Source organism: Microcoleus sp. FACHB-68, from assembly GCF_014695715.1.
In the GTDB taxonomy this organism is placed as follows: Bacteria; Cyanobacteriota; Cyanobacteriia; order Cyanobacteriales; family Oscillatoriaceae; genus FACHB-68.
This window is the reverse complement of record NZ_JACJOT010000013.1, coordinates 606,267-633,193: the sequence shown is the minus strand read 5'-3', so window position 1 is coordinate 633,193 and position 26,927 is coordinate 606,267. Positions and strand designations below refer to the sequence as shown.

The following is a 26,927-nucleotide window of genomic DNA, read 5'->3' as shown; positions in this document are numbered from 1 at the left end:
CATCAGGGATAGCGCACCCCCTCACCCACTCACCCCCACTTCCCTAGTCCCTATTGGCGCTAAGCCCAGAGTATGGTTAAATCCATCAAGCACTCTGCGCGACGAAAAGGGATATTGTATCCTTCGATACAATATACAGCCAGCCCTAATCTCTAGGATGATTCAGATTCAACAGAGTGGCAAAACCTTAGCTACCCAGGAAACAAGGAGTCGTTCATGCCCCAGACCCCTCAAGAAGTCTTGAATCTGATCCAAGAGCAAGACATCAAGATCATCGATCTAAAATTTATTGATACGCCAGGTATCTGGCAGCACTGCTCTTTCTACCGCGATTTGATTGACGAGAGTGCCTTCGACGAAGGTGTTCCCTTCGACGGTTCCAGCATTCGGGGTTGGAAAGCAATCAACGAATCAGACATGGCAATGGTGCCCGATCCAACCACGGCTTGGATCGACCCATTCATGAAAGAGAAGACTCTAAGCATGATCTGTAGCATTAAAGAACCGCGCACAGGTGAGTGGTACAACCGCGATCCGCGCACGATCGCTCAGAAAGCCGTCGATTACCTGATTTCCACCGGCATCGGCGATACCGCCTTCATTGGCCCAGAAGCCGAGTTTTTCGTGTTTGAAGATGTCCGTTTCGACCAAACCGAGAACACAGGGTACTACTACGTCGATAGCATAGAAGGGCGCTGGAATTCTGGTAAAGAAGAAGCCGGCGGCAACCTCGGTTACAAACCTCGCTACAAAGAAGGTTACTTCCCAGTCGCGCCGACAGATACGCTGCAAGACATCCGCACCGAAATGCTGCTGACAATGGCAGAGTGTGGCGTTCCCATTGAAAAACACCACCACGAAGTCGCCACCGGCGGACAAAACGAACTGGGTTTCCGCTTTGACACCTTGGTGAAAGCCGCTGACTATTTGATGACTTACAAATACGTCATCAAAAACGTTGCCAAGAAATATGGCAAAAGCGTCACTTTCATGCCGAAGCCGCTGTTTAACGACAACGGTTCCGGGATGCACACCCACCAGTCTATTTGGAAAGACGGCCAACCCCTATTCTGGGGCGACGGTTATGCCAACCTGAGCCAAACTGCTTTGCATTATATCGGTGGCTTGCTGAAGCACGCACCGGCACTGCTGGCACTCACCAACCCCACCACCAACTCTTACAAGCGTTTGGTGCCTGGTTTTGAAGCGCCGGTTAACTTGGCTTACTCTCAAGGCAACCGTTCTGCCTCAATCCGCATTCCGCTGTCTGGGATGAACCCCAAAGCCAAGCGTTTAGAGTTCCGTTGTCCGGATGCCACCTGCAACCCCTACTTGGCGTTTGCAGCCATGCTGTGTGCCGGTATTGATGGCATTAAGAACCAGATCGACCCCGGTGACTCCCTGGATGTGGACATCTATGACCTCACTCCTGAAGAACTGGCCAAGGTTCCTTCAACGCCTGGATCTCTGTTGGACGCACTCAAAGCACTCGAAGCCGATCACGAATTCTTGACGAGCACCGGCGTGTTCACCGAAGACTTCATCAATACCTGGATCGAGTACAAACTCGACAACGAAGTCAACCCGATGCGTCTGCGCCCTCACCCTTACGAGTTCGCTCTCTATTACGATTGCTAAAACCGGCCTCTTCGTATAACGAGCGCAGCAGCCACCCTATGCGGTGGCTTTTTTTTATCTCAAAGCCGGTTCGAGATTTATTCGTTACAATTATTAATAATTCCATCCCCCTAGACTTAAAATTGACCCATCCACCCCCATGTCTGACACCCTAACTAAACTCGCCTATCAAAGTTTTCAACAAGGCAAAACTTACTTTGGTCTGGCTCACAAAGCGATCAGTTCGCAGTTGCTGAACTTGGTTAGTCCTGCTAAACAGAAGACTCAACCTCTACATCCAGAACTGTTACTAAAACTTCAACAAAGGTTCAATCAACTGCTTGAAAAAGACTGGCAGGATGCCGAACAAGGGGTATATCCTTCCAGCTTGCTGTTTGATAATCCTTGGGAAGATTTTTTCCGCTACTATCCGGTGATTTTGCTAGATATGCCGCAAATCTGGGAACGCGCGAACCAGAAAAAATATCATGAATTTTCCCCAGAAATTAAGACAGAAGGTTATCCCAGCTACTACCTGCAAAACTTTCACCACCAAACGGACGGCTATTTAAGTGATATGTCCGCCAATTTGTATGACTTGCAGGTGGAAATTTTATTTAACGGCGGGGCTGATGCCATGCGCCGGCGAATTCTGGCTCCTTTAAAGCAAGGACTGCAAGCGTTTAGTTCCATCCCACCTCATCAAATTCGGGTTCTAGATGTGGCTTGTGGGACTGGGCGCACCTTAAAATTCATTCGGGGTACTCTGCCAGAAGCCTCCCTGTTTGGGACGGATCTCTCACCGGCTTACCTCCGCAAGGCAAATCAGTTACTCTCGGAAAATCCAGGAGAACTGCCGCAACTCCTACAAGCCAATGCAGAGGAGTTACCCTACCTGGATAACTACTTCCACGCATTGACTTGCGTTTTTCTGTTCCATGAGTTGCCGGCAGCGGCGCGGCAGCAGGTAATTGAGCAATGCTTCAGGGTAACAAAACCGGGCGGAGTCTTTGTGATCTGCGACTCAATTCAGGTGAGTGATTCTCCTGATTTTATGGCGATGATGGAAAACTTCCCAGCCATGTTCCACGAACCTTACTACCGGCACTACACAACGGATGATTTGGTAGAACGGCTAGAAAAAGCAGGGTTCACGAATATCACCACGGAAGTTCACATGGTGAGCAAATACTGGATCGCCCACAAACCATCCTGAGTGAAAAGTGAGCGGGATTAAGCATTTGTGGGGGCGAATTCCCTGAACTCGCCCCCCTAACCCCCCAATTCTGGGGGGAACCGGAATATTAAAGTCCCCCAGAATTGAGGGATTTAGGGGGCTAATCAACACTCGCCCCCCAATTCTAGGGAGAACCGGAATATCAAAGTCCCCCAGAATTGGGGAGCCAGTTGCTCCACTTGGGGTCTCCCCAAGTGGAGCAACTGGCGTGGATTTAGGGGGCTAATCAACCTCAAACGTAACTAGAGAAGACTTGTGTGTACACCGTAGACTCTTGATCTGCTGACGCCTTAAGAAAAAGTCAGTATCACTGGCTGAGAAGACCACTCACACGCGATACTGTTGCTTAAGCGACACCTTAACAGAGGAGGAGAGACTTGTATGACGACCAGTGAGCAAAATTTGCAAGCGGTTTCCGCTCAAAGCCCGTCAACTGAAGATATCATCACCAACAAGCTGGTTGAAGATGCGACGACAATCAATCTTATCGGGGAGATTGAAACGGTTGTCACCAGTATGGCCATCGATCAAAAGGTGATGGTTGCCCAAAGCGAAGAGGGTCATCTTTGGAAGTTTAACTACGGTAGCGTTGAGGTGTTCGTGCAACTCACCGGCACAACCGATGATGATACCTTAAGCGTTTGGTCATTTGTGATGCAGCTGCCGGCTAAGAACGAACCGCAGTTAATGCGGAAGCTGTTAGAGATGAACGCATCAGCCACATTTGAATCCCGCTTTGGCATTGTTAACGATCAGGTTGTGGTAATAGCGACGCGAACCGTAGCAGACCTTTCACCAACAGAAATTTCTAGAACGATTACAATTGTGGCGACAATCGCAGACGACAACGACGACGCGTTACAGGCGGAATACGGGCAATAGTTAATAGGGTATGGGGCATGGGGCATGGGGCATGGGATCAATGGTAAAACCCGACACAGGTAAGGTTCTTTCCTGCGCTTGTGCCCCTTCTTGGCGTTTCATACCGCTGCTGCAAGCGTCTGGGGACGTTCAGATGGCGATTGACCGTTGGTTGCTGCAACAGCATGGTGCCGGCTTGCATCCGCCAACTTTACGGTTTTATACCATGTCGCCGCCGGCTCTTTCTCTGGGATATCATCAACATCGCTGGCCGGAATTTTGGCAGCAAATCAAGTGGCAAGGGATGCCGGTGGATGTGGTGCGGCGTCCCACCGGCGGGCGGGCGGTGCTGCATCAGGGAGATTTAACCTATGCGGTAGTGACTTCAAAATTAGCCGGCAACCGCATTCAAGCGTATCAAGCAATTTGTGGATTTTTAATTGCCGGTTGGCGATCGCTGGGCATTGAGTTGCACTACGGGGATGCTGGGCGCAGTTACATTCACAACCCCAATTGTTTTGGCAACGCAACCGGCGCAGATTTAGTTACAGATGCCGGTGTGAAGTTAATTGGCAGTGCTCAATTAAGACGCGATGGCGCAATTTTGCAGCACGGATCGATGCGGCTACAACCGGATATTAAATTGTTTTCTCAGGTCTTTGGCGAAGAAGCAACACCGGCAGCGTTATCCCTAAATATGTCAATTGAAACGATTATCAATGCGTTGGTTGCTGCTGCCGGCTGCTGTTTTGGGGTTGAGTTGGTGATGCAGCCATTAACGGAGGCTGAGTGGCAAGAGATTCACCAATTAGTTCGCATCTAAGACACTTGCCAACAAAGCCTTTTGCACGTGCATTCGGTTCTCTGCCTGATCCCAAACCCGCGAATGCTCACCTTCCATCACTTCGTCGGTAATTTCTTCTCCCCGATGTGCCGGCAAGCAATGCAAGACAATCGCATCTTTATCGGCATAACTTAATAGCTGTTCGTTGAGCTGGTAAGGTTGAAACAGCGGAACGCGATCCTTTGCTTCTTCTTCTTGCCCCATACTCGCCCAAACATCGGTATATAGCACTTGGCTGCCGGTGGCAGCAGCTATGGGGTCATTGGTAATTGTAATTTCGCATTTGCCGCCGGCAAGGGTTCGCGCCTGTTCTACAACGTCGGCTGCCGGCATAAAGTCTGCCGGTGTCGCCACTCTAATATTCATCCCCGCCATTGCACAGCCTAGCAGCAGGGAGTTTGCCACGTTGTTGCCATCGCCCACATAAGTCAGGTTAATGCCTTTCAGCGTGCCAAAACACTCCTGAACCGTCAGCAAATCGGCCAAAGCCTGACAGGGATGCGCCAGATCACTCAGGGCATTAATCACAGGAATGTTGGCATAGTCTGCAAAGGTTTGCAAATCCGCTTGAGCAAAGGTGCGAATGGCCAAAACGTCTAGATAACGGTCTAAAACCCTGGCTGTATCGATCAGCGGTTCCCCCCGACTCACCTGAGTCACGCTGGGATTGAGATCCATGACTTGGCCTCCCAACTGGTACATCGCCACAGAAAAGCTAACGCGCGTCCGAGTTGAAGCTTTGTAGAACAACAAACCCAAAACTTTGTTACATTGCCGGTTAATTTTTCCCGCTTTCATCTGCGCCGCCAGTTGCAGAAGTCCTTCTAATTCCTCGTTGCTGAGGTCTGCCAAACTCAATAAATCGCGTCCTTTTAATGTTTCCATGCTCATCCTCCTCACTCCCTCCAGTAGATGCAATGGCGCGATTTCCAGCAGGTGCCTCAACGCCTGTCCGGATTCGCCACTCTGTCGATTGTCTTAAAAAGCTAGCAGATTTTTCCGCTTACAGACTAGCCGGCTGTCTGTTTCGTCATGTACTCTTAAAATTTTGAGCGGGTTCGTTAAGATGAAACTTCTCCTCTTTTTAACAGGAAGCGGCAAGGCGTTTTTCCCGTTAATTTCCTCGCCAACAGAATCGGATGCGTCGGTTACTTTGAAAATTTTTAAGTTCGTTAAAATAATTGTTTAAATTTTATTGTTTGAATCGTTGTTTTGATTAGTTTTAACTTCTATCAATTCTTGAATTTGGATCAAAATTTGATCTAATCCAGCATCTTTTGCTAAAAAATCGTCAGCTTCCAAACACAGTTGCTGACCGGCTTCTCTGTCGCTTTGGCTAATAAATCCACTCGCTAAAACTAAAATTGGCGGATTCTTTAAAGTTGTTTTGAGATGAGTAATAATCTCGCTGCCGCTAATTTTTGGTTCAAATTTAGCTCTCGGAATTGAGAAGTCTACAATCGCCAAGTCAAACTGACTCGCTTGACTTAAAAAAAATTCTACTTCAAGAAATATAGAAACTTCAAATTCTTTCCTGAAATATCGCTGGATTGCCAAGCACCAATATTCATCATCATCAAGCACGGCAACTTTATACATTTTCCTCATTACTTTCTTTGATTTATGATAGAAATGTCTAATTCTACCGCATAATTTCTTAAATTATTACATATACTGCTCAAGCAAAAATCGGCAAAAATTTAAAATAATCTTAAAATCATCGGCTGGCACTCGCTACAACCGGCAAATAAAAGCGAAGTTTTTGTTTTATATTTCTTGGTTGCGGGAGTTGACCTTTACCTAGCGTGCTGTTGCTTTCTATACTTCGCCTAAAGTCAGGTGACTTTCTGCCAAGCCCAGCAACAGACGCAGCGATTTCCAGCCTTTAAGTCTTTTTAGTGAGCTGATCGATTAATTCTAAAAGTGCCTCATAATCTGTGATGGGTTTACTACAAAAATCATTCGCGTGGGAAATTGCCAACAGGGTTTGTCGCTCTGTCAACATAGCATAGGCGGTAACAATAATAATCGGAATATGGGAGGTTGAGGGTTGAGTTTTGAGGATGCGAGACAAGTCTGCCCCACTAACTTCTTGCCCTTCCCAAGATGCCCCCGGCAGGTTAACATCCATAAGCAAGATGTCTACCTTTCCCGATTCACATTGCTTGAAAATTTCAACGGGATTGTCTGTGATAGAAACGGTATGCCCTCCCATACGTTGAATTAATTTGGCCGTTCCTTTGGCCAAGAGGTAATCATCATCTACGAGTAAAATGTTCACTCGGAACCTCTGCAATTGTTGCTGGACTGGAATCAATCGGTTTTTCCCCAATTACAGGGGGTGTTTGTGGCATCCTACATCCAGGGTAAAGTGAAAGCAACGCTTGTGCCGTACCCTAAACCAGAGCTTTCTAGCCAAATTTGACCGCCCATCAATTCCACCAAACGTTTGCAGACGGTTAAACCTAAGCCGGTGCCCCCATAGCGCCGCTTAATTGAGCCATCTCCCTGCACAAACGGTTCAAATAGCAAATTCGCTTGGGTGCTGTCGATGCCGATGCCGGTGTCAGCGACGGAAATTTCCGCAAATTGCCGGGAGAATGGCTCTGGTGCCCCAGCAGTGGGGGAGAAACCGGCACCGAGTCGTTTGATAGCCCGAATGCGAACCTCGCCGGTGCTGGTGAATTTAAAGGCATTAGAAAGAAGATTTGTCAGGACTTGCCGGAGTTTAACTTTGTCAGCCCATAGGCTTTCTACCTCACACTCAACGATCAGAGGAATATTTTTACACCGGCTGTCAATACTGAACATTCGCGTGAGTTCTTCAAGTAAGGGCGGCAGACTGACTCGTTCAAAGTTAAGATTCATCCGACCGGCTTCTATCTTGGCAATATCCAACACATCGTTAATAATTGCAACCAGATTTTCTGCAGACTGGTGGGCGACGTGGATATATTCTTTTAACTCTTCTTCGCTGTCATAAAAACCTTCTTTTAAAAGTTTCAGGTAATTGAGTGTCGAGGCAAGTGGTGTGCGTAATTCATGGCTTGTGGAGGAGAGAAAATCTGATTTTAACCGGCTGGCTTCCTCGGCGGCGGCGCGGGCGGCATTAAGTTCTTGGTTTCGCATTTCCACTAACAGCCGGTGTTCCCGTTCCCACAAATAAAGCCGGTTTTGCATCACCGCCATCGCCAAGTGAGTGCCCAAAGACTGTACCAATTCTAGTTCGTCACGCGTCCACTCTGGGGCTTGACCGAGTTTTAACTCTCGCCAAACCTCAAACGAATCACGTACCCTTGCCGTTCGTTCATCTGGGTTAAAACGACCCGCCCACAGGATATCAGTATCAATTTCATCGCGGAAGAGGGTGAGGCAACCGAGGGACTGTTGCCCGTAGCGTAGGGGCATCACCAGTAAACTGCGAATTGAGCCGGTGCGGAAACCGGGCGCAACCGACTGCAGTAAGGGTTCTTGGTAAAGATCCCTAACAATGCGAACCGAGGCGATCGCTCGCGCTTGTCCGGAGAAAGCGTTGGTATCAAATAGCCATTGATCAGCCTCATCAGCCGTGGGATGATAACCCACTCCTGCTAAACTTTCTTGTGCCATCAAATGCTGCCAGAAAGCGTGATATTCCAGCCAGATCGCTCTGCCGGCTTCAGAAGGCAAATCTGGTTGTTCGCCGGTGGTGTAAAGTTCTGGCAGTGAGGCGGTGTCCATTGGATTCAGGTAAAGTCTGCCGCCGGCACAAGCAACAGATTTTACGACTCTTCCTAGAACATTTTGCAGGATTTCTTGAATATTGAGAGGTGCGTGTAATAACTTGGAAATTTGATTAATTAAAGTTTCTCGGCGTGCCTTGGTACGAGCTTGCTCTAGCAGATTAGATTGGGCGATCGCAACTGACACTTGATCCGCGATCATCTGCACAATTTGCAGATCTTCCGATGAAAAAGTTTTGGGATCTGCGTGATGGGAAACCAGCAACCCCCACAGTTCTCCCTCGTGTAAAATCGGCACCACAAGAGACGAGTTTACCCCCATTCTTGTCAGGTATTCCACATGACAAGGATCGACAGGTCGTTGTAGTACCTCTTCAATCGTTCGTGAGCGCACTTCTTCGATGCTTAAGCCGCCGGTAGTATCCACAGAGTTGATACAGCTAAGGGTGATGCGCTGAGCTGAAACATCCACAATTGAACGCACTCGTGCCTTGACAAATAGCTCGCGGGCGTGGACGGGAATGTCGCTGGCAGGAAAGTGCAAACCTAACAGTGATGGCAGACGATTCTGATAGATGGACTCGGCTATCACTTCGCCCGTGCCATCTTCATGAAATCGATAGACTTTCACCCGATCAGTGTCGAGAAACAAGCGCATTTCTGCCACTGTTGCCGACAGAATTTCCGCTAACTCCAGAGATTGGCGGATGCGATTTGTCATCCGATTTAACAAACTTCCCTGAGTTAGGGCTTCACCTACATCCTTGTTTCTAGTTGAGGAACTCATTTGTATGACTTTCTGCTATCCTGTAAATCAATTTTACCGTTTACTTTTCTGGGGATTTAATAAGATTTCTTTTATATTTGCAAAAATCTGATTCTAAAAACCGTGCCCCACTGATTGAAGCCCTGTAAAAATTTTAGAAGATAAATAACTTTAATCAAGCCGGTTAAATTTGACATTATTTCTGAAGCGGGTGCGTAGATCATAGGGCTTTTCCTAGAAAAATTCCTAATAGACGAGGCATAGGATGCCGGCACAAAAGGTCTCGCAGTGAGGTCTATCTGCCTGCTGATGGCCGGGTTACAGGTGTTTTTTGGAAAATTCACCAACTGAGGTATTCTTTTGTTAGAGGGTTTTATATTTGCTCGCCTGTGGAGACTTAAAATTTTAACGAAGTTGGTTAAAGTTTGAGTCGCTACGACGAGGCACATCTCTGCAAGCCGATTGCTCCATTAGGCCAAACCTGGCTTGAACCGGCTCCCTGAACAAGACCTTTGCATCGCTCCCTGACAAGCCTTTTCTGATTTCAGTATCTACAATCTAGCTTTAATGGAGAGGAGATTGGGAACTTCCCGTGAGAAACTTCAGATTTCTCCTACCTGAGTTGGTGGATTTGGGGTGTTAACTTGCTGTTGCTTTAAAGAAAAGGGTAATAATTGTAGATAATTCTCCAGTCCTGAAAAACCGAAAAATTTGTTTTGTGCATCTGCCGTGTCCTTGGTGGTATGGGTTCTGCGGAGGTTTTACAAGTTAGTAGGAATGACACCATTGATGGATAAAGAAAGGGAAAAATTCAAAGAGCGAAAGAAGAGGTGCGAGATTTGGATGAACGCCATTCGGTCTAGCACTCCTATAAGTAAAGAATAGTTTCAGACTTTTTAGCTCAAGAATGAAGGGAAACACTGGCGGCAATGCCACTGAGTTGTTCCAACAGTCAAAGTTATTGTGCCCAAAAAAGAAATTAAATGGCTAACGAACGACATCTTGCGGTGCTTAAAGAAGGAACTGCCGGCTGGAATGCATGGCGGTTAGAGTCCCCCCCAAACTGCCCTGACTTGCGTAAGGCATTGTTACACCAGATGAACCTAGAAGGGGCGAATCTAAACTGTGCTGACTTACGTGAGGCTAACCTGTTCTGCGCCAATCTTGCCGGTGCGAATTTAGCGGGGGCGAACTTGGTTGCGGCTGATCTGCGTAAGGCCAATTTAGCCGGCGCTAACCTAGCCGGTGCCAACTTGCTTTCAGTTGACCTGCGGGAGGCAAATTTAGCCGGCGCTAACTTGGTTGCCGCGAATCTGCGGATCGCGTATCTCCGTGGATCTGATATGCAAGGGGCTGATTTGCGGACGGCCAACTTGCTCGGCGTTGATATGGCCAAAGTTAACCTTAGTGGTGCAGACTTGCGCGGGGCGGCCCTTAAAACCACTAATCTTCTCGGTGCGAATCTCCAGCAAACCAAATTGGGCGATGCCAACCCGGAGGGCATCACGCCTCAACTCGGTTAAAAGCCACTTATCCACTGCTGAACCCCACTGTGCAACACACGACTTTCTCATCTGTCGGCCTACCTTCAGGTTAACACTTAAAATCATCCTAAAGGTAGAGTTTCTTTCATAACAAAACAGCTTAAGCTGAGATATCTTTCTATATTGTTTTCTAGAATACAAAGAACGCCTAGGCTGAATCTACCAGCGATAAGCCAAAACTGCTACAGGCTAACGCTCTACATTTTCAACTAACACCACTAGACATTTGAATCGCCTTCCCTGGCCTTGGCACAAAAGGGTAAGCAGCCGCTAAAGCTGCAAAGGGAAAAGGTTGAGTTGCATCTACCGAGTGCCGGCACTTTTAGTATTCATGGGCCTGCACAATAGCCGCCAGTTATTATCCAACAAAAGCACTCAAAATGAGTGGAAGTTTCTAACATATTCACACGCTCGGAAAATTTGCCCAGAATTTTTATACTTTTTTAATCGGATAGCCTCATGACACTTCTTCCCACTCAGACCTTGCACTGCAATCCTTCCGACCGTAGCGCACCCAGCCTGATGGAAGACGTGTTCCGACTCTATGAGCGGGCTTTGGACGCAACCAGCACCGGCATCGTCATTGCGGACGCAACCCAACCCGACCAGCCCCTCGTTTACTGCAATCGCGCCTTTGAGCGCATTACCGGCTACTTGCGAGAAGAAATTATCGGGCGTAACTGCCGGTTTTTGCAAGGGCCAGACCCCGATCCAGTCGCGCTTCAAGAAATTCGTTGTGCCCTGCGCGAAGAGCGCGACATCCAAATAATCTTGAAAAACTACCGCAAAGATGGCACCGCATTTTGGAATGAACTGAGCATTTCGCCGGTACGCGACGCCGAAGGGCGAGTGACTCACTTTATCGGAGTGCAGACAGAGATCACCCACCGCAAACAAGCAGAAGAAGCCTTGCGGCAAACCGAAGCCAAATATCGCAGCATCTTTGAAAACTCCACCGAAGGCATCTTCCAAACCGCAACAGACGGACGATACCTCAGCGCCAACCCCGCCTTAGCCAGAATTTATGGCTACGACTCACCCGAAGAACTGATGGGATGTTGCGTCGCACACAAAATTTATGTCGATAGCAGCCGGCGCACCGAATTTACCCACCACATCCGAGAACAAGGTTCCGTCAGTAATTTTGAAGCCGCAATTTATCGCGCTGACGGCAGCGAAATTTGGATTTCAGAAAACGCCTGGGAAGTCCGAAACCAACAGGGCGAGCTTTTGTACTACGAAGGCACCGTCATGGATATCACCCAGCGCAAACAAGCCGAAGCCGCCTTGCGAAATCAAGAATACTGGCTCAACACCTTAATTGACGCCGTCCCGGATGCAGTCACCCTTAAAGACAGTCAGGGGCGCTGGGTTGTAGCCAATCAATCCGCCCTCCAACTCTTTGGCTTAGAATCGGTAGACTATCACGGCAAAACAGACGATGCCCTTGCCCCCTATATCAGCGAACCCCACAAACATCTGTTAGCCGAGATTCGGCAAATCGATGGCACCGCCTCGACTGCCGGCAACCATCACACCAAAACCCTGCCACAGCCAGATGCCTCAAGCAAAGTCTATGACACTCGCAAAGTGCCCCTGTTCAACCCGGATGGCAGCCGCAAAGGACTCGTTGTTGTCAGCCGCGACATTACAGATCGCATCGCAGCAGAAGCCGCACTGCGAGACAGCGAAAAGCGCTTCCGCACCATTTTTGAGGGCGCAGTGATCGGCATGGGACTCGCTTCTGTAAAAGGACAAAAACTCATTGCCACGAATCCGGCATTTCAGACAATGCTAGGTTATACCGAAAGCGAGTTGCGCGGCATGACGTTTAATGCCTTGACTCACCCAGATGATGCAGATTTAGAGGGCGATTGGCCGGCGAAGGGCGAACAAAACGCTTACCAAAGTGAGAAACGCTTTATTTGCAAAAATGGTAGCATCCGCTGGGTTCGGCTGAGTGTCTCCCCGCTCCGGAATGCTCAAGGCCAAGTCCAATTTATTCTAGGCGTAGTAGAAGACATTACCAATGCCAAACAAGCAGCGGTTGCCCTATTTCAACATGAAGCAAAATGGCGGTCGCTGATTCGCCATAGCTCTGATATCATCACGATTACGGATGCCGAAGGCACAATCCTCTACGCAAGTCCCTCAGTCTCAACCGTGTTGCGCTATCCACCGGAAGAAATGGTGGGGCAGTATGCCTTTGAATTTGTCCACCCTGAAGACTTGCCCCAAGCACTCGCTAACCACGAACGTCTGACAAGCAAGCCGGCAGTCTCAATTCCCCAAGAGTATCGCCTCCGGCGTGCCGATGGTTCTTGGTGTTTTCTGGAAGCGGTGAGCGTTAATTTACTCGAAGATCCGGCTGTTAGAGGGATTGTCATCAACTCCCGCGATATCACATCTCGCAAACAAGTCGAGTTGCGGCTGAGTAAAATTAATGAGTGCTTCTTGGGATTTGGCACCAATGCCGTTGAAAATATCCACCGGCTGACTGCACTGGCAGGAGAACTCTTAGGAGGCGATTGTGCGCTTTATAACCGGCTAGAGAAGATCGGGCAAACACAAGAAAAGCCCTTGCTGCACTCAGTTGGACAGTGGCACACCCCAGCTAACTATTGCCCGGTGGATCGCGCTGATGGCCATATCTGTTATGACGTGATTCAGCAAGGGAATGCTGAGGCTGTCATTATTTCTGGCTTGCAGAACACTATTTATGCCGAGACTGATCCTTGTGTAGCATCTTACGGGCTGCAAACTTACATCGGTCAAGCAGTGCGGCGCGGTGAGACTTATCTCGGTTCGCTGTGCGTGGTATATACTGAGCCGGTGACATTCACGGAGGCTGATCAAAAGCTGATGGGGATTGTTGCTGCTGCGATTGGAGTCGAGGAGGAACGCGCTGCAGCGGCTGGATTAGAACGTCAGAGATCGAAGGAATTAGAAATGGCTTTGCGCGAGTTGCAACAAACTCAGTTGCAGCTGATTCAAACTGAGAAAATGTCTTCTTTAGGGCAGTTGGTGGCTGGGGTTGCTCATGAAATTAACAATCCCATTGGCTTTGTCACCGGCAATTTAAGTCATGCGACGATTTACATCCAAGATTTGTTGGGTTTGGTAGAACTTTATCAACAAGAATATCCAGAACAGACTGCACGAATTCAGCAGGAAGTTGAGGAAATTGAGTTAGATTTCTTGATGCAAGATTTGCCTAAGCTGCTGGATTCCATGAAAATGGGGGCAGAACGCATCTGTGAAATTGTGCGAACGCTGAAAAATTTCTCCCGATTAGATGAAGCGGAAGTCAAGCCGGTTAATATTCATGAGGGAATTGACAATACACTGCTGATTTTGCATAACCGGCTCAAACCGAAGGGGTCTTTTCCAGGGATTCAAGTGATTAAAGAGTATGGGAATTTACCCTCTGTGGAGTGTTATGCCGGCCAAATTAACCAAGTTTTTATGAATCTCTTGGCAAATGCTATTGATGCTTTGGAAGAGTCATTTGCCAGTGCCGATATAGACGATGCTCAAACCGCAACCTCTGAATGTAAAATCCCTACAATTGGGATTCGCACGTTTGTTTCCGCTGCCGGTGCTATTGTCGTAGCAATCTCTGATAATGGCCCTGGCATCCCGGAAGAAGTCCGCAATAAGCTGTTTGATCCCTTTTTCACCACAAAGCCGGTGGGCAAAGGTACAGGGCTTGGCTTATCTATCAGCTATCAAATTGTGGTAGAAAAGCATGGGGGTAAATTATCCTGTTTATCTGAACCGGCACAGGGAACAGAATTTATTATGGAGCTTCCCAGCCGGCCACAACCAGATCCTTTAAATACACAAAGTTAAAAATATACTGGATTTCGTTATTTTCTCAGATGAAAAAATAAACAAACTTTTTTGTTTGCTCATGCTCAATTTTCCTAAAAATTACATTTATCCCTCGCGCCCTCATTCAATGCCGCCTGATCCACTTTTTCAAACGCTTCCACAACGTGCGAAGATTGAAATAGCGTCGGTAGCGAGTTGCGGCTTCTTTTCCTACAAGTATCAAACCTAGCCAAAAAGCGACTTCTGCTAGAACTAGCATGACTGGAACCAGAACAGCTTTAAAGGCAACAGTTAACGGCAACCACGGCACAATGGCAACAATGGCAATCCAGGGGAGAAAAGAGAAAAGAATTAAAAATAGGCCAAGTTTTTGTAAATTTCTCGACATCTGGCCGTTTAATTCTTAATTCCTGTCGTGGCGATGCCGCGAATAAACTGCCGCTGGCCGGCAAGAAATAGTAACACAACCGGCACAGTTGCAATTACTACCGCTGCCATCAGTAACGACCAGTTATTAGTAAATTGCTCTTGAAAATCTGCTAAAGCGAGTTGTACCGTTCTCAATGCCGGTCGAGTGGTGAAAATTAAGGGTTTAAATAAATCATTCCATTCACCGATAAAGGTGAACAAAAACAGCGTTACTAAAGCCGGTCGGGCTAACGGTAGCATGACTCGCCACAAAATTTGCAGCCGGTTTGCCCCATCAAGTGCCGCTGCCTCTTCCAACTCCACCGGCACAGTGAGAAAATATTGTCGCAGCAGAAAAATGCCAAATCCATTGGCCGCCGTAGGTAAAATCAGCGCTGCGTAGGTATTAATCAGGTTTCCCCATTTCAGCACTAGGAAGATGGGAATCACCAGCAGTTGAAAGGGAATCACCAGCGTTGCCAATACGATCAGCAGGATAACTTGCCGGCCTTGAAATTTTAACCGAGCTAAGGCGTAACCCGCTAAGGCCGAGGTGACAACTTGAAAGCCGGTGACTGCCAGGGCAACGAAGGTAGAATTAGCAAACGCTAGCAGGAAATTCCCGCGCCGCCACGCCTCCTGATAATTTGCCAAAGTTAGATGATTTGGCCAAATGCCTGATGTGCCGGCGGGGGTGAATGAAGAGAGAAATACTACACCCAGCGGCAACAGTACGACTGCCGCACCCATGACTAGCGCAATCAGGCTCAGCCATGTCCCGATTGTAGAAGTGTTTGCCGGCTGCGAGACAGACGCGGCGAACTTTTGGCTGTGCTGGCTTGCCGGTTTAAGTTTATCCAAACTGTATTGAGGCATGGGAGCTTATGAGATTTCCCTATTATAGGGATTAGCAATTAAAATCACTACTCTTGATTTAAGGGAAGCCTGATCAGATTTATTGCGTTATTTGTAGTTTATAATACATCTATTAAGATAAAAGCCGGTCTGAGGGAGACCCGTTGAGACGTTAAAGCTTTCCCGGAGCCAAGAACAGAGGTAAACCCTTTGTTGAAAGTATGTAAAGTAAACTATAAGCTAAGTTACATTCCACAACCTTTAACTGTTGCCCTACAGTCTACGGGTCAATCTCGTACCGGCTTACTCGTGATGAGGAGAAAAGAAACCTATGCCGCAGCTTGAGGCCAGCCCAACCATCGACTTTCAAAGCGAAAAATACAAAGACGCTTACAGTCGCATTAACGCCATTGTTATCGAAGGCGAACAAGAAGCCAATGAGAACTACATCAAACTGGCTGAAATGCTGCCCGATCAGAAGGATGAGCTGATCGGCTTATCTAAAATGGAGAACCGTCACAAGAAAGGATTCCAAGCTTGCGGGCGGAACCTTGAAGTGACTCCTGATATGGAATTTGCTCGCAAGTTTTTTGCCGGCTTGCACAAAAATTTTCAAGTCGCAGCAGCAGAAAATCGAGTTGTAACCTGCTTGCTGATTCAATCACTGATTATTGAGTGTTTTGCGATCGCCGCTTACAACATCTATATTCCCGTCGCTGATGAGTTCGCTCGCAAAATCACCGAAGGCGTCGTCAAAGATGAATACAGCCACCTTAACTTTGGAGAAGTTTGGCTGAAAGCACACTTTGAAGAATCCAAAGCGGAACTAGAAGAAGCCAATCGCCAGAATCTCCCGCTTGTCTGGCGGATGCTGAACGAAGTTGAAGGAGACGCCAGTATCTTGGGGATGGAAAAAGAAGCACTCGTTGAAGATTTCATGATTGCTTACGGCGAAGCCCTCAGCAATATTGGCTTCACCCCCCGCGAACTGATGCGCTTGTCTGCTTACGGTCTGGCTGCTGTCTAGTTCTTTACGGCCTATAAAGCTGTCTGTTTTAGCAAAATCAGTCTAAAAATCCAAGTAGAGGCACGCTAGGCCGTGCCTCTGCTATTTTAAGCAGATATGTGCTGTAGTATGTTAATGATTAAGTATCTTTAACAATTTTTGCAGTCCATGCCCGTGTAAGGATTCGGTGTTAGGTATCAGGGTAAAGGCAAGTGAAGTGAAGAATCATGTATTCTTCCCCCTCACCCCCTCACTCCCTCACTCCCTCATTACGCGTACGCGGATTAACACAATTTGTTTGCCTTTGCTCATTGCCCCCAGATTCACCGGCTCACCCATAGCAGTTCATGTTTGGTTTAATCGGTCACCTTACCAGTTTGCAACACGCCCAGTCTGTCGCCAGAGAATTGGGATATCCAGAATACGCAGATCAAGGGTTGGACTTTTGGTGTTCTGCCCCACCCCAAATCGTTGACGAGATTACTGTCACTAGCATCACCGGCCAAAAAATCGAAGGCCGGTATGTAGAATCGTGTTTTCTACCAGAAATGCTAGCTAGCCGCCGGATTAAAGCAGCCACGCGTAAAATCCTTAACGCAATGGCTCACGCCCAAAAGAATGGCCTAAAAATCACCGCTTTAGGGGGCTTTTCCTCGATCATTTTTGAAAACTTCAAATTGGAACAGCAGTTCCAGCAAATCCGCAATATCAAACTAGAGTTTGATCGCTTTACCACCGGCAACACGCACACGGCTTATATTATTTGCCGGCAGGTAGAACAAGCTTCCCAGAAACTGGGAATTGAACTGTCAAAGGCAACCGTCGCGATTTGTGGCGCAACCGGCGACATTGGTAGTGCCGTGTGCCGGTGGCTTGACTCCCGCACCGATGTGGCTGAACTGTTGCTAATCGCACGCGATCAAGAACGATTGCAAGCCTTGCAAGACGAGCTAGGACGGGGCAAAATCATGCAGCTAGAGGAAGCCCTTCCCCAAGCTGATATCGTGGTTTGGGTGGCAAGTATGCCTAAGGGCGTGGAAATCGATCCAGAGCAATTAAAGCAGCCGTGCCTGATGATTGACGGCGGCTATCCCAAAAACATGGCCAGCACAATTCAGCATCCCAATGTTTATGTGCTCAATGGCGGCATTGTTGAGCATTCCCTCGATATTGAGTGGAAAATCATGAACATCGTCAACATGGATGCGCCGGCGCGACAGCTATTTGCTTGCTTTGCCGAGTCAATGCTGCTGGAATTTGAAAAGCTGTACACCAACTTTTCTTGGGGCCGCAATCAGATTACTGTGGAAAAAATGGAGCTGATTGGTCAGATGTCCGTTAAACACGGATTTCGGCCCTTACTGAGTTACTAGCTGTTTGTCAGCAGTCAGTCGTCAGTTGTCGGTTGTTCGCTGTCAGTTGCCGGCAGTTGGCTTTAAATCAAAAAAGCCAACTGCCGGCACTGAAAGTATAACCACGCTTCCACTGACCGCTGACCGCTGATCGCTGACTATTGACTGTTAACTATGGCAACCGCTGAGCGCAGAACCTTTCTTTTAGACTTTGAAAAGCCCTTAGCAGAACTAGAGGGCCGCATTGACCAAATTCGGCAACTCGCTGAAGAAAACGGGGTTGATGTCTCCGAGCAAATCCGGCAGTTAGAAGCGCGTGCTTTACAACTGCGTCAAGAAATTTTTAGCAGCTTGTCGCCGATGCAGCGAATTCAGCTGGCACGTCATCCCAGACGCCCCAGCACGCTGGATTATATTCAAGCGATGAGTGATGAGTGGATGGAACTGCACGGCGATCGCCGGGGTTCAGACGATCCAGCACTCGTTGGTGGCGTTGGGCGTCTTGCCGGTCGTCCAGTCGTGATGCTGGGCCATCAAAAAGGCCGCGATACGAAAGATAACGTGGCCAGGAACTTTGGCATGGCATCTCCCGGCGGCTACCGCAAGGCGATGCGGTTAATGGAACACGCCAACCGCTTTGGAATGCCAATTCTCACGTTTATTGACACGCCGGGAGCATGGGCCGGCATCGAAGCTGAACATTTGGGCCAAGGAGAAGCCATTGCTTATAACCTCCGGGAAATGTTTAGTCTGGATGTGCCGATTATCTGTACGATTATTGGTGAAGGTGGCTCAGGTGGAGCTTTGGGCATTGGCGTAGGCGACCGGCTGCTGATGTTTGAACACGCGGTTTATACTGTGGCAACGCCTGAAGCCTGTGCCGCGATTCTTTGGAAAGATGCCGGTAAAGCAGCACTCGCCGCAGATGCGCTTAAAATCACCGCTTGGGATTTAAAAAACCTCGGCATTCTAGATCATTTGCTGACTGAGCCGGTTGGGGGTGCCCACTCCGACCCACTTAAGGCAGCGGAAATCCTGAAAAAGGCACTGTTGCAGCATTTGGATGAACTCTCCCAGCTCACAAGTCAGCAACGTCGGGAACTGCGCTATCAAAAATTCCGCAATATCGGGATGTTTGAAGAAGCTCTCGCTTAATTTATTTTGCTGTATTCGAGCCATACCGTCTTTAAGAGACGATAAATTCGATTCGCCGGCAGAGGTAGGGGCGGGTGAGGGCGAATTTAGAGTCCCCGCCCTTACCCATCGGCATCTAAAAGAATTCCAAAGCCTCAGTGGTATAATTACATAAGTTACAATTTGTAACAGTTTTCTCATACCGGCTCGCGTGCAGTTTTCTGACGCGGCGGGCTTGATGCCGTGTGAGGAATGCAAAGCTCAAGCCGATCGGAGATAATCAAAACATTTGATGAATTTTCCAACAAAACGACGCGCCCTGATTACAGGAGCAAGCAGTGGGATTGGTAAAGCAACAGCCTTGGCGTTCGCACAAGCCGGCATTGATGTCGCCCTTGTTAGTCGCTCACAGGAAAAACTAGAGACGGTTGCTGATGCAGCCCGTCAGGCTGGCGTCAAAGCCGGTGTTTATCCCTTGGACTTGGCTAAGGTTGAGTTAGTGCGAGAAGGGATGAGTGCGATAGCCGCTGATTTTGGCCCCATTGATATCTTGGTGAATAATGCCGGCATGGGTTACACCAACACCTTGATGGACACACCCCTAGCCGACTGGCAGCAGGTGATGGATCTAAATCTCACCAGCGTTTTTCAAAGCATCCAAGGGATTTTACCGATGATGCGCCAACAAGGGGCAGGCATAATTATTAACGTTGCCTCTGTAGCTGCCTACCGTGCCTTTCCGGGCTGGTGCGCCTACACCGTCAGCAAAGCTGGCTTAGTAGCCCTTTCTAAAACCCTTGCAGAAGAAGAACGCAGCAGCGGCATTCGCGTCACAACCATCTGTCCGGGTAGCGTTAACACCCCGATTTGGGATACAGAAACGGTTCAAGCTGATTTTGAACGTTCTCAGATGTTAACTCCAGAAATTGTCGCCAGCTCAATTTTACATACCGCACTGCTGCCTCAAGGGGCTGTGATTGAAGAAATCATGCTGATGCCTAGTGCCGGTGCCCTGTGAGTGTTGAGTTATAAATTAAACATTCGCAAGTTCGCACTCAGCTTGCCTCAGCACTTACCCTTGATGGCTAACTCTGCTAACCACTACACACCCTAATCCAGACTGCTAATGACTATTGCATCTTCCAGCGGATCGAACTCAATTATTAACAATTCCATAACACCTGACTCTGCGGATGCTGTCGGCTTCGTCCAAACACGACCCGATCGCAATACTAAATTAGACGGGGGCAAACCCGATCTCCACCCTCCCGCTGAAGAAGACAACGAGAAAATGATGGAAGCGGTGAAAACCATTCTGCTTGGCGTTGGAGAAGATCCAGAACGTGAGGGATTGCTCAAAACGCCGAAACGGGTGGCAGAGGCAATGCGGTTTCTCACCGGCGGCTACACCCAATCTTTAGAAGAAATTGTCAACGGTGCCATCTTTGATGAAGGTCATAATGAGATGGTCTTAGTCCGAGATATCGCCGCCTTCAGCCTCTGCGAACACCATATGTTGCCATTTATGGGCAAGGCGCACGTTGCTTATATCCCGAACCAAAAAGTTGTTGGACTGAGCAAACTTGCCCGCATTGTGGAAATGTATTCCCGCCGGCTACAGGTGCAGGAACGCTTAACCCGCCAAATTGCAGAAGCAGTTCAAACAATTTTAGAACCGAAGGGCGTTGCGGTTGTGATGGAAGCCTCCCATATGTGCATGGTGATGCGCGGTGTCCAAAAACCCGGTTCTTGGACAGTCACCAGTGCGATGCTGGGGGTATTTCAGGATGAACAAAAAACCCGTGAAGAGTTTCTCAATTTAATTCGCCACCAGCCAGCGTTCTTTTAGGGACTAGGGGCATGGGGCTAGGGGAGAGGGCAAGAATACTTGCTCATCCCCCATGCCCTATGCCCCATGCCCCTACCTTTAGGTTGGCGAAGCCTTGACCCATGCCCCATGCCCCCTAACCGTCAGTCTTTCAAATAATCTGGCGACTTTTGTTAAATCTTTATCTCCCGGTGACCGCTCTACGCCACTTGAGAGGTCGATACCGGCAGGTTTAACTTGGTTGAGGGCATCTGAGACGTTTTCTGGTGTTAAGCCGCCAGCAAGCAGCCAAGGGCAACTGGGATTAAATTGCTGTAAACTTTTCCAGTCTAGGGTTTGGCCGGTGCCGCCTTGCATCTGGGGGTGGTAGGCGTCTAATAGCAGAGTATCGACATAGCCGGCATAAGTCTCGGCTTGATCAAGTGCTTCTGGTGAGCGCACTCTCAAAGCTTTAATTATTTCAATATTAGGTAGCAACCGGCGCAACTGCCGGCAAACGTCTGGAGATTCGTCGCCATGCAACTGGATGCCGGTTAAATTTCCAACTGCAACGGTTTCACAGATTTGCTCATTCGTCTCATTGACAAAAACGCCAATTCGGTCAATATTCACCGGCTCGATTTGGTCTACTATTTCCCGAATTTGTAGCGAAGTGACGTAGCGCGGGGATGCCGGCACGCAGATAAACCCCAAAGCAGTGCATCCCATCTGTGCGATCGCACACCCCTGATCGGGTTTCGTAATTCCGCAAATTTTTACCCGCATCAAAAAAAGCTCTATTTCTTGTAAACTTTATACTTTTGTGTCAAAAAGACCGCTAATTGTTAACTATTAAAACAAATAGAGACAATAAACTCAACCTTTCATGTAGAAAATATAACAAACTTGTTTGTCGCACTTTATCAAGGTTAGGAGATAGTAACTTGATTTACCCAACTTTACTGCTAACATCTGCTTCAACGGCGCAGTGGTCGCCCAATATTGCAATCGTGATGGTTGTCGCCAATCTCTTGGCAATTGCTATCGGACGCTTTGCCATTCAGAAACGCGGTGTCGGCCCTCGTTTGCCCCTTGAAGTGCCCGGTTTATTTACCGGCTTTGGCTGGCCGGAATTGCTAGCAACCATGAGCTTTGGTCACTTGTTGGGTGCAGGGGCGATCTTGGGACTCAGTAACGCCGGCGTCCTGTAGGCAACATGAGGCGGTGAGGGGGAAGCCGGTGCTTTGGCTTGCTAGAACCTCACCCCACCCTTGAATTGGGGATTGAAGCATTAATCGGCAACGAATTGCAAGAAACTGCTTTAAAAGGCGATGCGCCCAATCGCTGCAAACCGGCAATCATTTAAAAAATATAAATTTAATCTAAAAAAAGACGATTCGGTTTCTTTATGACTCTTCAATTGAGAAACTGATTTCGCGATAACGACTCTATGAAATGCGCTCAAGTTGAGAGATATGTTAGCTGATGAGCAGCGTGTCCGGCAGGGGAGCCGGCGAAATCAGTAGAATTAAGGAAGCAAGCTTTAATTCTTGCACAGATAAACTGCTGCGCTCGGCAAGGAAAGTTTCATGCAGTCAGGTTGGCGAATTGGTTATCTATTTGGAATCCCTTTATATATTGATTCCTCTTGGTTCATTATTCTAGCGTTGCTAACGCTTGCCAATGGGGCGGATTGGCAAAATCAGCATCCAGAATGGGGTTCCGTTGTCGCCTGGAGTGCCGGCCTGGTGTTGGCGCTGTTGCTGTTCGCTTCCGTGTTACTCCACGAACTCGGTCACAGTTTAGTCGCGCGTTCCCAGGGCATTAAAGTTAATTCCATTACTTTATTTTTATTTGGTGGAGTTGCCTCAATTGAGCAAGAATCGAAAACACCGGGCAAAGCGTTTCAGGTGGCGATCGCCGGCCCTGCGGTGAGTTTGATCTTGTGCTTTCTGTTTAGTGCATTCGCCCAGTTCCCAGGGCCGCAGCCGGTGAAGATTATCGCAGCCCATCTAGCGCAGATCAACTTGATTTTAACTTTATTTAACCTGATTCCCGGCCTGCCTTTAGATGGGGGACAGATTGTTAAAGCAGCCGTGTGGAAACTGACCGGCGATCGCTTTGCCGGCGTTCACTGGGCCGCGAAAGCCGGTAAAGCCTTGGGTTGGACTGCTATTACTTTAGGCGTAGCAGCGGTATTGCTGGGGGGGAGAGAGGGAATTGGCGGTTTGTGGATCGCACTGCTGGGCTGGTTTGGAGTCCGCAATGCTAGCGCCTACGACCGGCTCACCGATTTACAGGAAGCCTTAGTGCGGCTAACCGCAGCGGATGCCATGAATCGCGAGTTTCGGGTGGTTGATGCTGAGATGACGCTGCGCGAGTTTGCGGATCAATATCTGTTAATTGAAGGCGGTGCCTCAGAAAAACCTTTTTATGCTGCGTCTAATGGTCGCTATCGCGGCATGATTGTTACCGATGATATTCGCTTTGTAGAGCGCAGCCTTTGGGAAAAACAAACGCTTCATCACATTGCGCGTCCGTTTGCAGACTTGATTACCGTTGACGAAAAAACGCCGATTGTGGAAGCGATCAACCGGCTGGAAGTTCATCAATTGCGGCGCATGACGGTTCTCTCTCCAGCGGGTGCAGTTGCCGGTGTGATTGATCGCGGCGATATTGTGCAAGCTGTTTGTCAGAAGTTAAACTTACCGATTCCTGAAGCAGAAATCAAGCGCATTAAGCAAGAAGGCGATTATCCCCAAGGATTACAGCTGGGGACGATTGCTAAGGCAACGGCTGATGTCGTTAGTAATCAGAAATCTTAAACGGTTGCCGGTTTGTCGCAGCGATTGAGTTTGAGGCTAGGATTCGAGGAATAGAAAAATTGACAGGACGAAATCAGGTACAGTGGGTGCAGATGAGGGGCATCCGTTGTAACCGGCTCGTCTAGACAATATTCTTTGACAGAGCAATCCCATAATTTACGCTCTTAAACTGCAACTGTCCTATAAAATTTTTAATTGAAAAGATACGCCCCAAGCCGTCAAAATGTTTCTACGCATATAGCATAGAACCTTAGAAAAGTCTAGTGTAAGCCGGCTGAATTATGAGCCTAGAGACAAAAACAACCTTGATGAGTCGGGTTTTGCAGAAAGGAGAAATTAATGCAAACCCATCCTTTGGCTGGCATCGAGTTTTTTTTGGCGCACGAACGCGCATTCTAGCCTGGTATGTCGTGCTGATGGCTTTTTCAGCCCTCGTCTCTATTTTGATTATTCGTCAAATCCTGTTTGTGCGATTAGAAAAGGGCATTGAACAGTCACTTGTTCAAGAAGTGGAAGAATTTCGCAAATTAGTTGAAGGCCGCAATCCAGAAACAGGTCAACCGTTTGGAGAGGATGTTGCTGCTATTTTCAAGGTGTTTCTGTCTCGCAATATTCCTGACCAAGATGAGTTTTTGCTTGCTATTTTAAATGGGAAACTGTACAAATATAGTCCCACAAAGATTCCCGCTCTGCTGCGTCAAGATTCAAAGATTGTTCAGCAATGGGCGCAGCTAAAGAGTGTGCAACGAGGGAAAGTATCAACCCCACAGGGCAATATCCTATTTTTAGCGAAGCCGATAGTCTTTAACGGAGAAATTCGTGGTGTGTTTGTGGTTGCTCATGCCCTCGCCGGCAAACGTCAGCAGGTGAATGAGGCCGTTGTTATTATGATTAAGGTAATAACGGCTGTATTGGCGGCAGCTTCAGCACTAGCTTGGGTCGTGGCAGGGCGGGTACTTGCGCCTTTACGCTTGCTGACAGAGACAGCGCGAGCAATTACTGAGTCTGACTTAACGCGGCGCATTGCCGTACAAGGCTCAGACGAAATTGCTGAAATTACGGTGACGTTTAATGAGATGCTTGACCGGCTGCAAGCGGCTTTTACAACTCAACGTGACTTTATAAATGATGCCGGCCATGAACTGCGAACTCCGATCACGATTATTCGCGGGCATTTAGAACTATTAGGTGATGACCCCGAAGAACAGCGTGAAACCATAGAATTAGTGATGGATGAACTGGATCGGATGAGCCGGTTTGTCGATGATTTATTACTCCTGGCTAAGGCAGAGCAACCTAATTTTTTAACCTTAGAAACGGTAGATGTGAACTCGCTAACAGAAGAACTTTTCTCGAAAGCAAAAGCCTTAGCCTCTAGAGACTGGCGTTTAGAAAACAAAGGCACCGGGCGAATTATTGCAGACCGGCAGCGCCTGACTCAAGCGATAATGAACTTGGCTCAGAACGCCACCCAACACACCACAGAGTCTGATGTGATTGCCCTGGGATCGGTACTGATTAACGGCAACGTCCGGTTTTGGGTGCGCGACACCGGCACGGGAATTGCTTTTGCCGATCAAAAGCGAATTTTTGAGCGCTTCGCCAGAACGTCTGACAGTCGCCGCCGTTCCGAAGGTGCTGGTTTGGGATTAGCGATCGTTCGCGCCATTGCAGAAGCTCATGCCGGTCAAGTTATACTCTTCAGCCGGCCCGGTGTTGGCTCAATGTTCACCGTTGTGATTCCAGTGGAACCCGCCCAGGAGGTTTTGTCTCATGAACCGGATTTTAATCGCAGAAGACGAACCTCGCATCGCTAGCTTTCTGGAAAAAGGGTTAAAAGCCAGCGGATTTACCACCACCGTTGCAAAAGACGGTTATGAAGCGCTGGGGATAGCGTGTAGCGATAATTTTGACTTGGTAATTCTTGATATCGGGCTTCCTGGCAAAGATGGCTGGGCAGTATTGGAAGAATTGCGAGGTCGAGGTGAGCGACTGCCGATTATTATTCTCACAGCCCGTGATGATGTCAGGGATAAAGTTGCCGGTTTGGAAGGGGGGGCGGATGACTATGTTACCAAGCCGTTTCGATTTGAAGAACTTTTAGCACGAGTGCGGGCGCGGTTGCGGGATAATCATTTGCCGAAAGTGAAGGAAGAAATGATTCTGAAAGCCGGCCCGATTGTCCTTGACTTGCGTACCCGTCAGGTGAAAGCCGGTGATCGCCTAATTGAGCTATCCGCACGAGAATTTACTCTCGCTGAAACGTTTGTGCGTCATCCAGGGCAAGTGATGAGCCGAGAGCAATTGCTCAGCCACGTTTGGGGCTATGACTATGACCCAGGCTCTAATATTGTCGATGTTTATGTGGGTTATCTGCGTAAAAAGTTCGGTAGCGATTTAATTGAGACCGTCAGAGGCATGGGCTACCGGCTGCGAACATGAGAATTTTCTCATCATTCCCTTATCCTTAATTCATCCCTACTTGTCAGGCTAAGGATAGAAGCTTTATTTTTACTAAAGGTTAAATCCTGAAGATTCAGTTATCAACAAGTTACGCTGTAGCTTTTGTAACATTTCAGGATTTCTTTTTTTCTTTAGTAAAAATTAACTTTTAACATTTTTTTGACTGTCAATCTACCTTTGGGCTTGTTAGAATTCTACCTTTTGTTTGATTAATTTTGAAAAATTCAAGGGTTAGAATCAACGCATTCACGAAACAAAACTTAATGTAATTATGCGTGAACAATGCCTTGGCTAGTGAGCCAAACAAAACACTTAGAAATTTGGAGGGTGTGATAATGCTTTCTCCGATTAGCATGATTAGCTTATTGGTTGCCACAATCGCTTTGTGGGCGATTTTGCAAACCACGAATCCACTTTTAACGTTAGTTGCATTAGGAGCAATCATCGTTTGCTGTCTAGTAACTTATAGCTTCTCTCCTTTGCCGGTGCAGCTTCTCATTGTCACTGTTGTCATGAGGATCGACAAGCTCCAAGGTGTTATCAAGGGCTAGGTTTCTAGATTTTTCCTTAGCACAAAAAAAGAGTGTTTTTCATTTTTTTTACCGGATAAGGTTTGACTCGTTTTTAGTTAGCATTTTTTTAAGAATCTCAA

At 48.0% G+C, this 26,927-nt stretch carries 23 protein-coding genes; 16 read left to right on the top strand and 7 right to left on the bottom strand.

Annotated features, from left to right (window positions below; all coding sequences use genetic code 11):
- Nucleotides 1–216 precede the first annotated feature (216 nt).
- The 4 genes from glnA (at nucleotide 217) to H6F73_RS20310 (ending at nucleotide 4,538) form a co-directional block, all read left to right on the top strand.
- Nucleotides 217–1,638 (top strand): type I glutamate--ammonia ligase, encoded by a 1,422-nt coding sequence (glnA, locus tag H6F73_RS20325; RefSeq protein WP_190760570.1) that lies wholly within the window; start codon nucleotides 217–219, stop codon nucleotides 1,636–1,638.
- Between the two features lie 139 nt (nucleotides 1,639–1,777).
- Complete coding sequence (locus H6F73_RS20320) at nucleotides 1,778–2,833, top strand: class I SAM-dependent methyltransferase (protein WP_190760569.1); 1,056 nt, start codon at nucleotides 1,778–1,780, stop codon at nucleotides 2,831–2,833.
- A gap of 402 nt (nucleotides 2,834–3,235) precedes the next feature.
- Nucleotides 3,236–3,736 carry a YbjN domain-containing protein gene (locus H6F73_RS20315; RefSeq protein ID WP_190760568.1) on the top strand — a complete coding sequence of 167 codons (501 nt, stop codon included), beginning with the start codon at nucleotides 3,236–3,238 and terminating at the stop codon, nucleotides 3,734–3,736.
- Nucleotides 3,737–3,869: 133 nt separating this feature from the next.
- Nucleotides 3,870–4,538: a biotin/lipoate A/B protein ligase family protein gene (locus H6F73_RS20310; protein ID WP_199330701.1), complete on the top strand. Its 669-nt coding sequence runs from the start codon at nucleotides 3,870–3,872 to the stop codon at nucleotides 4,536–4,538.
- Here the strand turns inward: H6F73_RS20310 and argF are convergent.
- The 4 genes from argF to H6F73_RS20290 all read right to left on the bottom strand — a co-directional run bounded on the left by argF (nucleotide 4,524) and on the right by H6F73_RS20290 (nucleotide 9,068).
- The gene (argF, locus tag H6F73_RS20305) at nucleotides 4,524–5,444 is read right to left on the bottom strand and encodes an ornithine carbamoyltransferase (RefSeq protein ID WP_190760567.1); all 921 of its coding nucleotides are present in this window, start codon (nucleotides 5,442–5,444) and stop codon (nucleotides 4,524–4,526) included. The genes H6F73_RS20310 and argF overlap by 15 nt on opposite strands.
- A gap of 300 nt (nucleotides 5,445–5,744) precedes the next feature.
- Nucleotides 5,745–6,158, bottom strand: coding sequence for a response regulator (locus tag H6F73_RS20300; RefSeq protein WP_190760566.1), 414 nt, complete (start codon nucleotides 6,156–6,158; stop codon nucleotides 5,745–5,747).
- A gap of 286 nt (nucleotides 6,159–6,444) precedes the next feature.
- On the bottom strand, nucleotides 6,445–6,840 hold the full coding sequence (locus H6F73_RS20295; protein WP_190760565.1) for a response regulator: 396 nt from the start codon (nucleotides 6,838–6,840) through the stop codon (nucleotides 6,445–6,447).
- Nucleotides 6,841–6,914: 74 nt separating this feature from the next.
- Nucleotides 6,915–9,068, bottom strand: coding sequence for a GAF domain-containing protein (locus H6F73_RS20290; protein ID WP_190760564.1), 2,154 nt, complete (start codon nucleotides 9,066–9,068; stop codon nucleotides 6,915–6,917).
- Between the two features lie 962 nt (nucleotides 9,069–10,030).
- Here H6F73_RS20290 and H6F73_RS20285 point away from each other — a divergent pair.
- Nucleotides 10,031–10,570 (top strand): pentapeptide repeat-containing protein, encoded by a 540-nt coding sequence (locus tag H6F73_RS20285; protein WP_190760563.1) that lies wholly within the window; start codon nucleotides 10,031–10,033, stop codon nucleotides 10,568–10,570.
- Between the two features lie 480 nt (nucleotides 10,571–11,050).
- On the top strand, nucleotides 11,051–14,443 hold the full coding sequence (locus H6F73_RS20280; protein WP_190760562.1) for a PAS domain S-box protein: 3,393 nt from the start codon (nucleotides 11,051–11,053) through the stop codon (nucleotides 14,441–14,443).
- A gap of 106 nt (nucleotides 14,444–14,549) precedes the next feature.
- Here H6F73_RS20280 and H6F73_RS20275 read toward each other — a convergent pair whose 3' ends face one another.
- The gene (locus tag H6F73_RS20275) at nucleotides 14,550–14,813 is read right to left on the bottom strand and encodes a transporter suffix domain-containing protein (RefSeq protein ID WP_190760561.1); all 264 of its coding nucleotides are present in this window, start codon (nucleotides 14,811–14,813) and stop codon (nucleotides 14,550–14,552) included.
- A gap of 8 nt (nucleotides 14,814–14,821) precedes the next feature.
- Nucleotides 14,822–15,583, bottom strand: coding sequence for a carbohydrate ABC transporter permease (locus H6F73_RS20270; protein WP_242072580.1), 762 nt, complete (start codon nucleotides 15,581–15,583; stop codon nucleotides 14,822–14,824).
- A 436-nt stretch (nucleotides 15,584–16,019) separates the two neighbouring features.
- On the opposite strand from H6F73_RS20270, the gene H6F73_RS20265 reads away from it, so the two are divergent.
- From H6F73_RS20265 to folE, 5 genes are all read left to right on the top strand, one after another.
- The gene (locus H6F73_RS20265; RefSeq protein ID WP_190760559.1) at nucleotides 16,020–16,715 is read left to right on the top strand and encodes an aldehyde oxygenase (deformylating); all 696 of its coding nucleotides are present in this window, start codon (nucleotides 16,020–16,022) and stop codon (nucleotides 16,713–16,715) included.
- Nucleotides 16,716–17,041: 326 nt separating this feature from the next.
- Nucleotides 17,042–18,067 carry a long-chain acyl-[acyl-carrier-protein] reductase gene (locus tag H6F73_RS20260; RefSeq protein ID WP_190760558.1) on the top strand — a complete coding sequence of 342 codons (1,026 nt, stop codon included), beginning with the start codon at nucleotides 17,042–17,044 and terminating at the stop codon, nucleotides 18,065–18,067.
- Between the two features lie 153 nt (nucleotides 18,068–18,220).
- Nucleotides 18,221–19,201, top strand: coding sequence for an acetyl-CoA carboxylase carboxyl transferase subunit alpha (accA, locus tag H6F73_RS20255; protein WP_190760557.1), 981 nt, complete (start codon nucleotides 18,221–18,223; stop codon nucleotides 19,199–19,201).
- 271 nt (nucleotides 19,202–19,472) lie between these two features.
- A complete protein-coding gene (locus H6F73_RS20250; RefSeq protein ID WP_190760556.1) occupies nucleotides 19,473–20,198 on the top strand; it encodes an SDR family oxidoreductase in 726 nt (241 codons plus the stop codon).
- A gap of 108 nt (nucleotides 20,199–20,306) precedes the next feature.
- A complete protein-coding gene (gene folE / locus H6F73_RS20245) occupies nucleotides 20,307–21,029 on the top strand; it encodes a GTP cyclohydrolase I FolE (protein ID WP_190760555.1) in 723 nt (240 codons plus the stop codon).
- Between the two features lie 78 nt (nucleotides 21,030–21,107).
- Here the strand turns inward: folE and H6F73_RS20240 are convergent, their stop codons facing one another.
- On the bottom strand, nucleotides 21,108–21,773 hold the full coding sequence (locus tag H6F73_RS20240; RefSeq protein WP_190760554.1) for a phosphoribosylanthranilate isomerase: 666 nt from the start codon (nucleotides 21,771–21,773) through the stop codon (nucleotides 21,108–21,110).
- Nucleotides 21,774–21,931: 158 nt separating this feature from the next.
- Between H6F73_RS20240 and psaK the strand changes: the two genes are divergently transcribed.
- From psaK to H6F73_RS20215, 5 genes are all read left to right on the top strand, one after another.
- Nucleotides 21,932–22,198, top strand: a complete 267-nt coding sequence (psaK, locus tag H6F73_RS20235) for a photosystem I reaction center subunit PsaK (protein ID WP_190760553.1) — start codon at nucleotides 21,932–21,934, stop codon at nucleotides 22,196–22,198.
- A 378-nt stretch (nucleotides 22,199–22,576) separates the two neighbouring features.
- Nucleotides 22,577–23,812 (top strand): site-2 protease family protein, encoded by a 1,236-nt coding sequence (locus tag H6F73_RS20230; RefSeq protein WP_190760552.1) that lies wholly within the window; start codon nucleotides 22,577–22,579, stop codon nucleotides 23,810–23,812.
- 281 nt (nucleotides 23,813–24,093) lie between these two features.
- Nucleotides 24,094–25,629 (top strand): HAMP domain-containing sensor histidine kinase, encoded by a 1,536-nt coding sequence (locus tag H6F73_RS20225; RefSeq protein WP_242072551.1) that lies wholly within the window; start codon nucleotides 24,094–24,096, stop codon nucleotides 25,627–25,629.
- Nucleotides 25,586–26,254, top strand: coding sequence for a response regulator transcription factor (locus tag H6F73_RS20220; RefSeq protein WP_190760551.1), 669 nt, complete (start codon nucleotides 25,586–25,588; stop codon nucleotides 26,252–26,254). Before H6F73_RS20225 ends, H6F73_RS20220 begins: the two co-directional genes overlap by 44 nt.
- Nucleotides 26,255–26,610: 356 nt before the next feature.
- A complete protein-coding gene (locus H6F73_RS20215) occupies nucleotides 26,611–26,826 on the top strand; it encodes a hypothetical protein (RefSeq protein WP_190760550.1) in 216 nt (71 codons plus the stop codon).
- The last annotated feature ends 101 nt before the right edge of the window (nucleotides 26,827–26,927 follow it).